Raw genomic sequence first — 14,034 nt, forward strand, 5'->3', positions numbered from 1 at the left:
AAATGCGAACTACTTTAGATTGACTGATTTCCCGGGCTTGGTTCCTGGTGAAACGTATTCCGTGCAAGTAGCGGTGAAAATGCCCAACCAACCTGATTTTGGATCGTTTAGTAAAACGTGCTCGATTGTAGTTCCTATGAATGCACGAGCGGTAGAAACAAGTACGGAACCAATGGCTTTTGAAGTGACTGTTTATCCGAACCCATTTGCAGAGAACTTCTATTTCAAAGTGAATTCAGCGAGTAACGAAGAGTACACGATCCAAGTGTATGATATGTTAGGTAAATTAGTAGAGACCAAAACGGTAGCTGCGGATTCAGTGGAAAGCACAGAAGTAGGGGCAAACTTCCCAGCAGGGGTTTATAATGTAATCTTAACACAAGGTGAAAATATCAAATCACTTCGTGTGATTAAACGATAAAATATCTTTAAAACGATAAAAAGGGAGTTCGAAAGGGCTCCCTTTTTTTATATTATAAATTATAAATTTTGAATAATAAATTTTGAATAATAAATTTTGAATTATGAGTTTATGGAGTAAAGTCTTTCTTCTTTCAAAAGAGTAATCAAAGCATTACTATCCATTTTCTTATTAGGTTCATTTTTAATTTAAAATAGTTCAATTAAGAATAATAAGTCGCGCGAGGGGTGGAAGTGGAAATCCTTGGTGGAGCGCAGCGGAGCCAAGATTGTAACGGACGACCCGACCCGTAGCAAGGGGTTGCTTTTTACTTCGCTCATCACGGGGCGCGCTATAAAAAAACCTAACCTACACACGAAAGTGCAGATTAGGTTTTCAAATCAACCAACCTTTTTATTTTTACTTATTGATTGCGGAAGATCAATTTACCATCGAAGCTATCCAATAATATGATGCTGTCGGTGGTGATAGTTCCGGCAAGAATTTCTTTGGACAATTGGTTCAAGACTTCGCGTTGGACCACTCGTTTTACAGGGCGTGCGCCAAACTCAGCATCGTAACCTTTGGTTGCCAAATAATCCACCGCTTCGGGTGTGGCATCCATGGTGATGTGTTGTTGCGCTAACATTTTGGTCACTTGTTTCAATTGTAAATTGACAATTTGACGAATGTTATCCTGAGTCAACGGCGTGAACATCACGATTTCATCAATGCGGTTCAAAAACTCGGGACGCACCGTTTGTTTGAGTAAGCCGAGTACTTCGACTTTGGCCAATTCAGCAGCCGTTTCTACGCTTACTTTGAGGTTCTCAAACTTCTCTTGGATGATCGTACTACCCATATTCGAAGTCATGATGATGATCGTGTTTTTGAAATCCGCCAAACGGCCCTTGTTGTCTGTTAAACGTCCTTCGTCCAAGACTTGCAACAAGATGTTGAAGGTGTCGGGATGGGCTTTTTCAATTTCGTCCAACAACACTACACTGTACGGTTTTCTGCGCACGGCTTCGGTCAATTGGCCGCCTTCGTCATAGCCTACATAACCGGGAGGCGCACCGACCAAGCGGCTCACACTGTGGCGTTCCTGGTATTCACTCATGTCAATACGGGTGATGGCATTTTCATCGTCAAACAAGTACTCGGCGAGTGCTTTGGCCAATTCGGTTTTACCGACACCGGTGGTTCCTAAGAATAGGAAGGAACCAATCGGTTTTTTGGCGTCTTGTAATCCGGCCCGACTGCGACGTACCGCATCACTGATGGCGGCAATCGCTTCTTCTTGACCGACCACACGTTTATGGAGTTCGTCCTCTAATTTCAACAATTTCTCGCGTTCGCTTTGCAGCATTTTGGTGACGGGAATCCCGGTCCATTTGGCTACTACTTCGGCGATATCATCATGGGTAACTTCTTCTTTGATTAACGAATCGCCCTTTTGATTTTCTTGCAATTGGATTTGTAAAGCATTGAGTTGTTCTTGCGCTTCTTTGATTTTACCATAGCGCAATTCGGCCACCTTTCCGTAATCGCCTTCTCGTTCGGCCCGCTCGGCTTCCAGTTTATAGTCCTCGATGCTTTGTTTTACATTTTGGATGTTTTCTACGACTTCTTTTTCCGACTTCCATTTGGCGAAAATCTCATTGCGCTCTTCTTTTAAGTTGGCCAAATCCAAGCCCAACGACTTTAATTTGGTTTCGTCTTGCTCGCGTTTAATGGCTTCAATTTCGATTTCCAACTGCATGATTTTACGATCCAACACATCCAATTCTTCGGGTTTGGAATTGATTTCCATACGAAGTTTGGAAGCCGCTTCGTCCATTAAGTCGATGGCTTTATCGGGTAAAAAACGATTGGTAATATAGCGCTGTGATAATTCCACCGCTGCAATAATCGCGTCGTCTTTGATGCGCACTTTGTGATGTGTTTCGTATTTTTCTTTGATACCGCGCAAAATCGAGATGGCACTCTCTGTATCGGGTTCGTCCACATTGACTTTTTGAAAACGACGTTCGAGTGCTTTATCTTTTTCAAAATACTTTTGGTATTCGTCCAAAGTGGTGGCACCAATGGCTCTCAATTCACCACGGGCCAAAGCCGGTTTTAAAATATTGGCCGCATCCATTGCGCCTTCGCCACCGCCGGCACCTACAAGGGTGTGAATTTCGTCAATGAAAAGAACGATATCGCCCTCGGCTGAAGTCACTTCTTTCACTACAGATTTCAAGCGTTCTTCGAATTCCCCTTTGTATTTTGCTCCCGCAATTAGGGCACCCATATCGAGGGAATAAACGATTTTATCTTTCAAGTTTTCAGGAACATCACCATCGACAATACGGTGGGCGAGCCCTTCGGCGATGGCTGTTTTTCCTACTCCGGGTTCGCCAATCAACATTGGGTTGTTTTTAGTGCGGCGGGTAAGGATTTGCAATACACGTCGAATCTCTTCGTCACGACCGATGACAGGGTCGAGTTTACCGGTTCGGGCTAGTTCGTTGAGGTTTTTGGCGTATTTGTTTAAGGCATTGTAGGTTTCTTCGGCCGAGGCAGAAGTCACGCGTTCGCCTTTACGCAATTCAGCGATAGCGGCTTCGAGTCCTTTTTCTGTAACGCCTTGGTCTTTTAGGATTTGTGCGACTTTACTTTTGGTTTTGAAAATGGCCAAAACGAGGTGTTCGATGGAAATGTATTCATCGTTCATTTTTTTGGCGATAATACCGGCTTCGGTCAGAGCCGTATTGGCGTCACGCGACAGCATGATTTCACCTCCTGATACTTTTGGGAAGCTTTGTAGTGTGCTGTCAAGGATACGTTGGAACAACTCGACATTAACGTTGAGCTTTTTCAAAAGAAAAGGCGTAACATTTTCATCGACCTCCAAAATACCTTTGAAAAGGTGTTCGTTTTCGAGTTGTTGGTGTCCAAAAGCTTGTGCAATTTGTTGGGCTTGTTGCAAGGCTTCTTGGGACTTGATGGTTAAGTTTTTTAAATTCATTTTATGGTTCTCCTTTGTGTTGTGGAATAAACGTTTTGAAAACGTCAATTCGTACCCGTCAATAAACGTTCCATTGAGTTTTGGCTGTCAAATTGGCTGAAAATCAAGTTGAAATAGAGATGGTAAACGCCGTTTTGTCGTGGATAGCGCCTAATTACTGCAATAAATTCAGGGAATGTGGAGTTAAGATAAAAAAAAGGGATGCGGACTATTTACGTTTTTATCGTGCTGTTGTGTTGGAGTTGTTCCCAGCAACCCCAATTGAAAGTGCCCCATTTCAAGGCGTTGCAAGAAGTTGACGAACCGTTACCACCGCCTGAATGGATGGATTGGCGGTCACAGCATAAGGAAAAGAAACAAACTTTTGTCGATTTTTTGAAGCGAAAGGTGGTCAAAATTGATGCGGACCATTTTAATATTTATCTACAGCCTATTGGTGTTTTTTCAAAGAAAGAAAATCGTTTAATTCGGGATGTTCAAAAGTACCTAACGGCATTTTATCAGACTCAAGTAATCCTAGCCCAACCGATGGATTCAACCGTTATTCCGGAAAAGGGAAAACGGTTTGTAGCGGGAAAGGTGCAATGGAAAACAGGTCCGATTCTTCACCAAGTTTTGCAACCCACTCAGTACCCCAATGCAGTCGTAGTGATGGCCATTACACCCACGGATTTGTATCCTCAAGACCGTTGGAATTTTGTATTTGGTCAGGCGAGTTATACCGAACGGGTAGGTGTTTCCTCTTTCCATCGGTTGGCTGTAGCGAATAATTACACGTTAACCTTTCAACGACTATTGAAAACTTCGGTGCATGAAATTGGACATATGTTTTCGTTGGCGCATTGTTTACATGCAAAATGTGTGATGAACGGCACTAATTCCTTAGAAGAAAGTGATCGGCAGCCTATGTATGCATGTTCGGAGTGTTTGGCCAAATTGGATGTACACCGCTCGTGGGATTTGAAAAAACGGATGGAAGATTTGATTGCTTTGAGTGAATCGTTTCATTTAGAATCCGATTGTGTACATTTGAAAAAGCAAAAAAAAGCAATGGAATTATGAGTTTATTTGGATCTATATTTGGTGGAAATGCAGCTGAACCCTCCTCAAATATCAATTGGATTGCCTTAACGGATTTAAAGGATTTAGAGTCGATGATCCAAGAATCTTTCGAACATCCTGTAGTCGTTTTCAAGCACAGCACCCGTTGCAGTATCAGTCGGATGGCGTTGCGCCAATTTGAAACCGATTGGAATTTGGACGGCAAAATCACGCCTTACTTTTTAGACTTGTTGGAATACCGACCGATTTCCAATGCGATTGCTGAGCGTTTGGGCGTGGTGCATCAATCGCCGCAAGTGATTGTGATCAAAGCGGGGCAAGCGGTGTATGATGCTTCTCATGAAGGAATAGGAGTGGAAGCGTTGCAGGATTTTGTGTCATTGGATTCGAAGCACAGTTCGTGACATTTAGCCCCGATTGAAGTGGCATCCCCCGATTTATCGGGGATATAACGGAAAGCGGGTGAGACGCGAAAGAATGTCGGAATTTGTGCTACAAAACATAAAAAAAGCCCCAATTGAGGGGCTTTCATTTTTTATAAGGTAATCGACGGTTCTTGTTGGCTCAAGCAATGGAAACTGCCGAGACCCCAAATGAGGTCGACGGAGTTGATACCTACCACACGGCGGGTAGGGAAGCATTGCTGGATGATGTCCAATGCGCGATCGTCGTTTTTCAAGTCTTGGAACGTTGGTACGATCACCGTTTCATTCGAAATGTAGAAATTGGCATACGAAGCGGGTAGGATTTGGTCCTCATAAATCACCGGTTTCGGCATGGGGAGTTCGACCACATTCAATTGCTTGCCGTTTTCCAAACGCATTTGGTGCAACAATTTCAAGTTCTCTTGAAGGATTTCGTAGTTCTCATCGTTTTTATTTTCTTCCACCACAGTCAATACGGTATCTTCATTCACAAAGCGGGTGATATCGTCAATATGGCCGTCGGTATCGTCACCGATGATGCCGTCACCAAGCCAAAGAATATGATCGACTCCATAATAATTGTGGAGGTATTCTTCAATTTGGGCTTGGTTCAAGTGCGGATTGCGGTTTTCATTGAGTAAACAAGCAGTGGTAGTCATTAACGTGCCACGACCGTTGAATTCTACGCTGCCGCCTTCCATGACAATGCCTGGGTTGAATACAGGTAAGCCAAGTTTTTCACCGATTTTCGTCGGAATCACATCGTCCAAATCAAACGGAGGGTACTTACCGCCCCACGCATTATAGCCCCAATCCACGATGGCTTTTTTGGCTTCTGTTTTGTGCAGAAGGAAGGCCGGACCGTGATCGCGGCACCAAGCGTCATTGGTGGGATGATGATAAAAGGTGATACGTGCCCAACGGGTAGCGAAATCGCTGAGGGTTTGGGCGTATGCGGAAGTTTTAATTTTAGTTTCTGCGAACGATTGCATCGCAGCATCGGCTACGTTGATGCATACGCGTTGGTGCGAAGCTACTTGTAAAATGAACTCGGCATACGGATCAAATATGGTATGAATTTTACCCGGCCACGATTCCTCTTTATGCGGCCACGAGAGCCAAAGTGCATCCTGTGGTGCAAATTCGGCAGGGAAATAATAGCCTAAAGCTTGGGGAGTCGCCAAATTAGTCTTCATCAATAAAACGTTTGGTGATTGGAGCGTAGCTATCAATTCGGCGATCGCGTAAGAAAGGCCAATGCATACGGAAATAATCCGATTGGTTTAAATCGAGTGGCACGACTGTAGTTTCTTCTTGATCGTGGGTGCCCAAGTATAACAATTTACCTTGACCGTTGGCGACAAAACTACCGCCCCAGAATTTCATGGCACCATTTTGTTCAAAACCTACACGGTTCACGCTAACAACGGGAACGCCGTTAGCCACAGCATGCGAGCGTTGGATGGTTTGCCATGCATTGTATTGGTCTTGGTTGGTTTCTTCGTCTTGATCGGTAGCCCAGCCGATAGCGGTAGGGTAGAACAAGATTTCGGCACCCATCAAAGCCGTGATACGACTCGCTTCAGGGTACCATTGGTCCCAACAAATAAGGATACCGATTTTGGCAAATTTGGTTTGGAAAACTTTATAGCCTAAATCACCGGGGGTAAAATAGAATTTTTCGTAAAAGGCCGGGTCATCCGGAATATGCATTTTGCGGTATTTTCCAAGGTACGTTCCGTCGGCATCGAGAACCGCGGTAGTGTTGTGGTAAATACCGTGTGTGCGTTTTTCAAAAAGAGAAGCGATGATTACAACACCCAATTCCTTAGCAACTTCAGAAAGTGCATCGGTACTGGGTCCTGGAATGGCTTCTGCGAGTTGGAAGTTGTCGTAATCTTCCACATCACAAAAATATAAGGAAGTAAATAATTCCTGAAGACAAACTATTTGGGCGCCTTTTTCGGCTGCCACACGCACTTCGCGAATCGCTTTTTCAAGGTTGGCTGCTTTGTCGTTTGAACACGTCATTTGCACCAAGCCTACATTTACTTTTGACATAGTGTTTGAAAAATTTTTGCAAAAATAGGGAAAAATAAACCAACGGAAAGTATTTTCTTTGGTTTAGCAATCGGGCAAGACTACTTGTATTTGGGATTGTTTCGTTGACGTTCGGGAAAAATTATGGTATAGACAAAACTCAAAATCGCGGTTACGATATAGTTGAAAAAAGTAGGATATACTTGATATCCGTCAGCCGCTTCATCAGAGTAAAAGAGTTGGAAGAAAAATCCGCTATCATCATATTCACACGTGGGGCAGTAAATGATGGTACAAACTACAAAATTCACGAGATTTAAAAGCACCAAAACGGCAACGAAAATGATCAGTTTACGAATCGAAATCATAGTTTTTGTTTGAGAGTGTACTTCAAATATACAAGAAAATTGGAAGTTCAAGAAACTTCGAATAGTAAAAAAGAAAACCCCGACTGAACGGGGTTTGTTTTATTTTCGAATTCGGTGTTGGGAAATGATTTCTTTAAGTTTGTTTTTGACACTCTGCCCGGAATCGGCTACCATTTGTTCGTTACTTGGAAAAGGAACAGCCACATTTTCAAAATAGGGAAGGTAATTGCTTTCGCAGGCTTGTTTATTGCCTTTGTATTTGGCGTAAATATGTTCGAACACAAATTCGCTACTCAAAGGGAAAGTATCTAACAATTGGTTGTTTTTAAAGTCGATGTAATCAATTTTAGCGGTGACTTGTACGGATTTCAGTTGGCGAAACTCATAGATAGTTGCAGTTACGGTTCGCATATCATCTACCATAACAAAATTACCTTGTTGGTCTTTGATAGGATTGCCATTAGCATCTAATGCCTTTTTTTGTCCGACTTTAACTTGTTTCTCTTTGACAAATTCTTTTTCCTTCATTTGTTCGGGAGAAATGGCAATGTTGCGGAAGTTTACAATGATACCATAATCGTAGGTAACGCCTTTAATTCGGTTGCTGTGGTAAACCGTCCATGGGTCATTTAGACCAAACGTACTAAAGTCCAATAAGTCATTTTCCAAACGAATTGGAATGACCATATTCGTTTCATTTTTGGTGTAGACGCTCACATAATCTGTTCCTTTTTGACGCGCTTCCTCCATCAACTTATCGGCATCTTTGAAACCTGGTGATAATTGTTGCAAGTATTTCAAATCCTCATAAGCTCTGCGGAAATTCATTTTATCACGTGTTGCCAAAAGTGCTTTGGAATTGTCATACAAACGCTTAGCTAAAGCATTTTTACTGCTTACGATTTGATCGGAGTAATCTTCAAAGATAAAATTGGCTTGACGATTACCATTCAATACTTTTAGTGGTAGAATGGGTTTGATCAACTCCTGACGGTTGTGTAGTGCTAAATAGGTATTGTAGATTTTTTCAGCATTGGATGGATTGGCATCTTTAAACCAAAGAGTAATGTTTTGCAGATCGCGTTCTTTGGCTTTGGCAAAGGCTTCCTCTAAAAATAGTACATAGTCTTGCTTTCCTTTGGCATCTTTCCGATTCCGTAAATTTTCAACAGCAATTTGAATGGCCTCGTCATAGTTTCCAGAAGTTAGCGCATCCCTCGTTTGCTGTACACCACAACCGAAAGTGATAAAAAGTAGACTAAGTAAAAGGGTTAGTTTTTTCATGGTCAATTACGATTTAAGTGGTAAAGCGGGTAACAGTTTGCTCGCACATTCGCCAAAACCAATGCGGATAGTTTCATTTTGACAAAAACCACGAATGATTACTGTATCATTGTCATTGATGAATTTTCGTTCTGAACCATCTTTCATAGTTAGTGGGTTTTTCCCACCCCAGGTGAGTTCGAGCATCGAACCGAAACTGTCGGGTGTCGGTCCCGATATTGTACCACTTCCCATCATGTCACCGGCATTGACACGGCATCCGTTTATAGTGTGGTGGGCTAATTGTTGTGCCATCGTCCAGTACATGTATTTAAAGTTGGAACGCGACACTACGGTTTCTTCTGAATTTTCAGGTTGAATAGCTACTTCGAGTTGGATATCAAAGGCACGGTCACCCTTTTGTTGTAGGTAGGGTAGAGGTTCTGGATTTTGTTCCGGACTCGCCACACGGAAGGGTTCGAGAGCGTCCATTGTTACAATCCAGGGTGAAATAGACGATGCAAAGTTTTTAGCAAGAAAAGGTCCGAGTGGGACATATTCCCATTTTTGGATATCACGTGCACTCCAGTCATTAAATAACACCATTCCAAAAATGTATTCTTCCGCTTCGTTAACGGGAACATTTTCTCCCATGATATTCGCATCGGTGGTAATAAACGCCATCTCGAGTTCGAAGTCCACCAATTTCGAAGGACCGAAAACAGGAGTGGTTGCATCAGCGGGCAATATTTGTCCTAAAGGTCTGTGTACAGGTACGCCAGAGGGAACGATGGTCGAACTGCGACCGTGGTAACCTACAGGGATGTGCAGCCAATTGGGTAAAAGTGCATTTGCGGGATCGCGGAACATCATACCAACATTGGTAGCATGTTCTTTACTGCTGTAAAAATCAGTGTAATCGCCAATTTGAACGGGCAGTAGCATTTCAATATCATCGATATGAAAGATGACTACCTTTTTGTGTTCTTCATTGTCGCGCAACTGACTATTGTTAATTTCAAAAATGTCGGAAAGGCGGTTGCGAATTTGGCGCCAGGTTTTCTTTCCGTAAGAAATAAAATCATTGAGCGTATCTTGAAGAAACATATCGTCGGGTAGGTCGATACCTTCAAAATACCCCAATTGTTGGAGCGCGCCCATATCGATGGCAAAATCACCGATACGCGTACCGATGGTGATGACATCTTCTTTGGTTAAGAAGACACCGAAGGGGAGATTTTGTATAGGGAAATCACTGTTTTCTGACACCGAAAGCCAGGATTTACGGGAAGGATCATTTGCATATTGTGGCATAACACGTTGTTGATTTGTTGTTGAAAAATTTACAACCAAATATAGACCTTACAATCTATTTGACAAACAGAATTTGTAATTTTGGGGTGCTTTAATGAAAAATCCTTAAAAAATGCAACGAGACGAACAAATCTTCGATTTAATTCTGGACGAACAGGACAGACAACAACATGGTATTGAATTGATTGCTTCCGAAAACTTCGTAAGTGATCAAGTAATGGAGGCTGCAGGCTCTTGTCTGACGAATAAATATGCGGAAGGATATCCGGGAAAACGCTACTATGGTGGTTGTGAAGTAGTCGATATCGTTGAGCAAATTGCAATTGATCGTGCCAAAGCATTGTTTGGTGCCGAATATGTGAATGTACAACCCCACTCGGGTTCACAAGCGAATACAGCAGTATTTGCCGCTTGTTTAAAACCAGGCGATACAATTTTAGGGTTTGATTTGTCGCATGGTGGTCACTTGACACACGGTTCACCAGTTAACTTTTCAGGTAAATTATATCGCCCTGTATTTTATGGTGTCGAACAAGAAACGGGTGTGTTGAATTACGACAAAATACAGGATATTGCGACCAAAGAGCAGCCAAAAATGATTATTGCAGGTGCTTCTGCTTATTCAAGAGATATGGATTTTAAACGCTTTCGCGAAATTGCCGATAGTGTAGGCGCTTTATTGTTGGCGGATATTTCTCACCCGGCAGGTTTAATTGCAAAAGGATTGATGAATGACCCGATTCCGCATTGTCATATTGTAACCACAACTACCCACAAAACCTTGCGTGGCCCTCGTGGTGGTATGATTATGATGGGGAAAGATTTTGAAAATCCTTGGGGCTTAACAACGCCAAAAGGAGAAATCCGAATGATGTCGCACGTGTTGGATATGTCCGTTTTTCCAGGTAATCAAGGCGGACCGTTAATGCACATTATCGCGGCAAAGGCGGTTGCGTTTGGTGAAGCCTTGTCGGATGAGTTTTTTAGATATACCGTTCAAGTACAAAAGAATGCGCAAGCGATGGCAGCTGCTTTTATCAAGCGCGGTTACAATATCATTTCCGGAGGGACGGATAATCACATGATGTTGATTGATTTGCGTAACAAGGGCATTAGTGGTAAAGACGCAGAAAATGCTTTAGTGAAAGCTGAAATTACAGTGAACAAAAATATGGTTCCTTTTGATGATAAATCACCTTTTGTGACTTCGGGAATTCGTGTGGGGACACCTGCTATTACTACTCGTGGGTTGGTTGAAGCCGACATGGAAACTATTGTTGATTTTATAGATCGTGTATTGATGAATCCAAACGATGAAGCGGTTATTGAACAAGTGGGTGATGAAGTGAGCGAAATGATGGGTGAGCGAGCCATGTTTGTATTCTAAATAGAGTTAATAACTTGAAATATGTTTTTGATAACTTGTTCATAACATATTGTTCGGTGTTAATAACGTGTTAATAACTACCTCTGTTGACTCATATCAGCAGAGGTTTTTTGTTTACTTTTAGGGTGATTTTGTCTTATTATACAAAGCATGAACCCTAATTTTTCATCACAACAAAAGTTGTTAATAACTCTGTTGTTAGCAAGTCAATTGACTTGGTCGCAGCAGCAAGCGAATACGCACGTAGTTACTGAGGGTGAGACACTTTCAAAGGTCGCGCTGAAGTATAAAGTGACGCCTTATGACATCATTAAACTCAATCCCAATGCTGTGAATGGGGTGAAGCCAAATGATGTTTTGGTGTTGCCAAAATCGTTGGTAATAGTACCAAACAGTGCTGCTCCTGAGTCAAATTCCAGTAAGAATATACTTTCAGAAAATAAATCTACCTCTGTTGAAGTGTCAAAACCGACTGTTAAAATTCAAGAGTCGGGTCCTCGAGTTCATTTGGTGCAACCGGGTGAGACAAAATGGGGATTGTCGAAATCGTATGGTGTTACTGTTGCAGAATTAGAAGTTCAAAATCCGCAAATAAAAAATGGACTTCAGGCGGGACATCGTTTAAAAATTACGGGTAGCACAACAGGTTACATTCAGGATTTGTCAGCAGTTCAGCAAAAAGTTTCAACCGTTCCTTCACAAGAATATACAGTTGTGAAAGGAGAAACACTTTTCGGTTTGTCCAGACGTTATGGGATTTCTTTGTCTGAATTAATGGCGATGAATACGGGACGCATTAATGGAGTGTTGAAAACAGGGCAAGTGCTTCGTGTGCCTGCCAACGGGAATGTGTCTTCAACAGCTCTCGCTTCCCAAGAAAATAAGTTTGCCTCAGAAAATTCTAATGATTTACGTTTTCATGATGTAGTCGCTGGTGAAACAAAATTTGGTTTGTCCAAACGGTATGGTGTAACTATCGCTGAATTAGAGTCGGAGAATCCGCAAATTGTGAAAATGCTGCAGGTGGGTCAACGTCTAAAGTTGCCCAAAAATGCCCTTGATAATCCAATTGTTGAAAAAACGCCTGATGCAAAAGCTGCTGTTGCCAATGATAGTAAATTATTACCATCAGAGACAAAACCTGTTGCTGAAGTAAAAGTGACACAGCCAGCAGTTTCGGAAGAAGTTAAAACAGAAAGTAAAGAATCAGCTTCAGTTACAGCAGTCTCTCCAGTCAAAGAAAATAAAGAAGAGGTTGTGGAAACCAAAGCCCGAATTAATTCGGATGACTTGGTGAATTATACCATACAGCCCAAAGAAACTTTGTTTGGATTGTCCAAAAGAGCCAATATGAAAATTATGGAGTTTTTGGAATTGAATCCGAAATTATCCAAAGGCGTTCAGATTGGCATGGTCATAAAAATGCCAAAAGATGCACAGCCTGCTCCAGAAATTGTTGCGCCTGCTGTTGTCGAAAATAAAGAACCCTTAGCAACAACAAAAGGGGAGCCAGCAGCTCCAAAATCAGATGTGCCTGTAGCATCAACTGAAAAGACGGACGCTTCTGTTGTGAAAAAAGATAACACTGAAGTGGTTAAAACACCAACGCCAGTAAAAAGTGATGTCATTGTGCCCAATACGTTGGCTACACCCACTCTTGAGAATGCTCCTGTTGTAGTTTTCAAAGATTTAGTAAAGACGGCCGACTTAACAGAAGTGAAGCGATTTGCTTTTATGGTGTCTTTTAAAGAAGAGGATTGGAATCGGGTGCAGCAAACATTTCCCGATATTCAAATCTCTGAAGAAAGTTCGCGCCTCGAATTGATTTATCATATGGGAGCAAAACGCGCTATCGACTCTTTAAATAGTTTGGGATTGAATATTTCCACCAAAATGATTTATGCGAAAGGGGATAAAAAGTCTTTTGATTTAAAACGTCTCACTGCTGATCGCGAATGGAAAGGAATGGACGCTGCCTTTTTAAGTGGACATTGTTCGATTGAGAAAACGGCTTTTTTACCGATTCCATTGGTAACTGAAGTAGAGGTGGAAGGGTTAAAATCAAAAAAACTCGTGGCCTTGAAGCCAGAGATGCAAATTCGGGACGAAGTGTTGGATGTGTTATTGCCCTTGAATGCTAATGTAATTGTGGTGAGTAGTTTTTCAGATGAAGCCAAGAAACAACAAATTCTTAAAAAATTCCCACAAGCCCAATTTGCCCTAGTTTCCGATAGAAACGGATTAGATACTGAAAATTTAAAAAGTCTTTTAAATAAAGCGAAGTTAAATGTAATCATACTAGAAACCAGTAAAAACAGTATGATTATCAGTTCGACAAACACGTTGTTAAATGCAGTTACCGATTATAATATTCAGGTTGCCTTGTTGGAACCTAAATTGATTGATTATTATAAAAATATTTCACCCTTGCGCATGAATATCTTGCGAACCGTGTATCCAACCTATTCCGGACTTGTGAAAGACCAATTGTATGAGTCTTTTGTGGCGAATTATCGTCATACCTACAAAGAGGATCCGGATACCGTATACATGCAAGGATTCGATGTGGTTTTTGATACCGCATTGCGCATGGTGCAAGAAAGTGGATTGAGTCATTCCATTCAAAACGATAAAACCAAACAAGCCCTACTTCAATTTGAATACCGTCCTCATGGATTAGATAACTATGAGAATGTAAAGTATTTCATACTTCAAAGAGAAATAAATGGAGAAATTAAAGTCTTGAAGCAGTAATAGCTACT

General features: G+C 41.8%; 11 protein-coding genes. 5 read left to right on the plus strand and 6 right to left on the minus strand.

Translation table 11 applies throughout. The features are described from left to right. Nucleotides 1-421: T9SS type A sorting domain-containing protein (locus EQG61_RS11160; RefSeq protein ID WP_164974930.1), on the plus strand; the 421-nt coding region annotated here is incomplete at its 5' end. Between the two features lie 403 nt (nt 422-824). Here EQG61_RS11160 and clpB read toward each other — a convergent pair. Beyond that, complete coding sequence (clpB, locus tag EQG61_RS11165) at nt 825-3,413, minus strand: ATP-dependent chaperone ClpB (protein WP_129462025.1); 2,589 nt, start codon at nt 3,411-3,413, stop codon at nt 825-827. 201 nt (nt 3,414-3,614) lie between these two features. Between clpB and EQG61_RS11170 the strand changes: the two genes are divergently transcribed. After that, on the plus strand, nt 3,615-4,475 hold the full coding sequence (locus EQG61_RS11170) for an archaemetzincin (RefSeq protein WP_129462026.1): 861 nt from the start codon (nt 3,615-3,617) through the stop codon (nt 4,473-4,475). Then, a complete protein-coding gene (gene ytxJ, locus EQG61_RS11175) occupies nt 4,472-4,879 on the plus strand; it encodes a bacillithiol system redox-active protein YtxJ (RefSeq protein WP_129462027.1) in 408 nt (135 codons plus the stop codon). Before EQG61_RS11170 ends, ytxJ begins: the two co-directional genes overlap by 4 nt. A gap of 131 nt (nt 4,880-5,010) precedes the next feature. Here ytxJ and EQG61_RS11180 read toward each other — a convergent pair whose 3' ends face one another. The 5 genes from EQG61_RS11180 to fahA form a co-directional block, all read right to left on the minus strand. After that, complete coding sequence (locus EQG61_RS11180) at nt 5,011-6,096, minus strand: agmatine deiminase family protein (protein WP_129462028.1); 1,086 nt, start codon at nt 6,094-6,096, stop codon at nt 5,011-5,013. Beyond that, on the minus strand, nt 6,086-6,961 hold the full coding sequence (locus tag EQG61_RS11185) for a carbon-nitrogen hydrolase (RefSeq protein WP_129462029.1): 876 nt from the start codon (nt 6,959-6,961) through the stop codon (nt 6,086-6,088). Before EQG61_RS11185 ends, EQG61_RS11180 begins: the two co-directional genes overlap by 11 nt. A gap of 80 nt (nt 6,962-7,041) precedes the next feature. Beyond that, a complete protein-coding gene (locus EQG61_RS11190; protein WP_129462030.1) occupies nt 7,042-7,308 on the minus strand; it encodes a hypothetical protein in 267 nt (88 codons plus the stop codon). Nucleotides 7,309-7,407: 99 nt separating this feature from the next. Further along, entirely contained in the window at nt 7,408-8,592 is a 1,185-nt protein-coding gene (locus EQG61_RS11195; protein WP_129462031.1) for a hypothetical protein, read from the minus strand. 6 nt (nt 8,593-8,598) lie between these two features. Beyond that, nucleotides 8,599-9,885: a fumarylacetoacetase gene (gene fahA, locus EQG61_RS11200; RefSeq protein ID WP_129462032.1), complete on the minus strand. Its 1,287-nt coding sequence runs from the start codon at nt 9,883-9,885 to the stop codon at nt 8,599-8,601. A gap of 112 nt (nt 9,886-9,997) precedes the next feature. Between fahA and glyA the strand changes: the two genes are divergently transcribed. Next, nucleotides 9,998-11,272: a serine hydroxymethyltransferase gene (glyA, locus tag EQG61_RS11205; RefSeq protein WP_129462033.1), complete on the plus strand. Its 1,275-nt coding sequence runs from the start codon at nt 9,998-10,000 to the stop codon at nt 11,270-11,272. 150 nt (nt 11,273-11,422) lie between these two features. Further along, nucleotides 11,423-14,026 (plus strand): muramidase family protein, encoded by a 2,604-nt coding sequence (locus tag EQG61_RS11210; RefSeq protein ID WP_129462034.1) that lies wholly within the window; start codon nt 11,423-11,425, stop codon nt 14,024-14,026. Nucleotides 14,027-14,034 lie beyond the last annotated feature (8 nt).

The organism is Flavobacterium stagni, assembly GCF_004122105.1.
Taxonomy (GTDB): Bacteria; Bacteroidota; Bacteroidia; order Flavobacteriales; family Flavobacteriaceae; genus Flavobacterium; species Flavobacterium stagni.

Coding starts and splice junctions, on each gene's coding strand:
- clpB (WP_129462025.1), bottom strand. CDS start 3,413: ATGAATTTAAAAAACTTAACCATCAAGTCCCAAGAAGCCTTGCAACAA.
- EQG61_RS11170 (WP_129462026.1), top strand. CDS start 3,615: ATGCGGACTATTTACGTTTTTATCGTGCTGTTGTGTTGGAGTTGTTCC.
- ytxJ (WP_129462027.1), top strand. CDS start 4,472: ATGAGTTTATTTGGATCTATATTTGGTGGAAATGCAGCTGAACCCTCC.
- EQG61_RS11180 (WP_129462028.1), bottom strand. CDS start 6,096: ATGAAGACTAATTTGGCGACTCCCCAAGCTTTAGGCTATTATTTCCCT.
- EQG61_RS11185 (WP_129462029.1), bottom strand. CDS start 6,961: ATGTCAAAAGTAAATGTAGGCTTGGTGCAAATGACGTGTTCAAACGAC.
- EQG61_RS11190 (WP_129462030.1), bottom strand. CDS start 7,308: ATGATTTCGATTCGTAAACTGATCATTTTCGTTGCCGTTTTGGTGCTT.
- EQG61_RS11195 (WP_129462031.1), bottom strand. CDS start 8,592: ATGAAAAAACTAACCCTTTTACTTAGTCTACTTTTTATCACTTTCGGT.
- fahA (WP_129462032.1), bottom strand. CDS start 9,885: ATGCCACAATATGCAAATGATCCTTCCCGTAAATCCTGGCTTTCGGTG.
- glyA (WP_129462033.1), top strand. CDS start 9,998: ATGCAACGAGACGAACAAATCTTCGATTTAATTCTGGACGAACAGGAC.
- EQG61_RS11210 (WP_129462034.1), top strand. CDS start 11,423: ATGAACCCTAATTTTTCATCACAACAAAAGTTGTTAATAACTCTGTTG.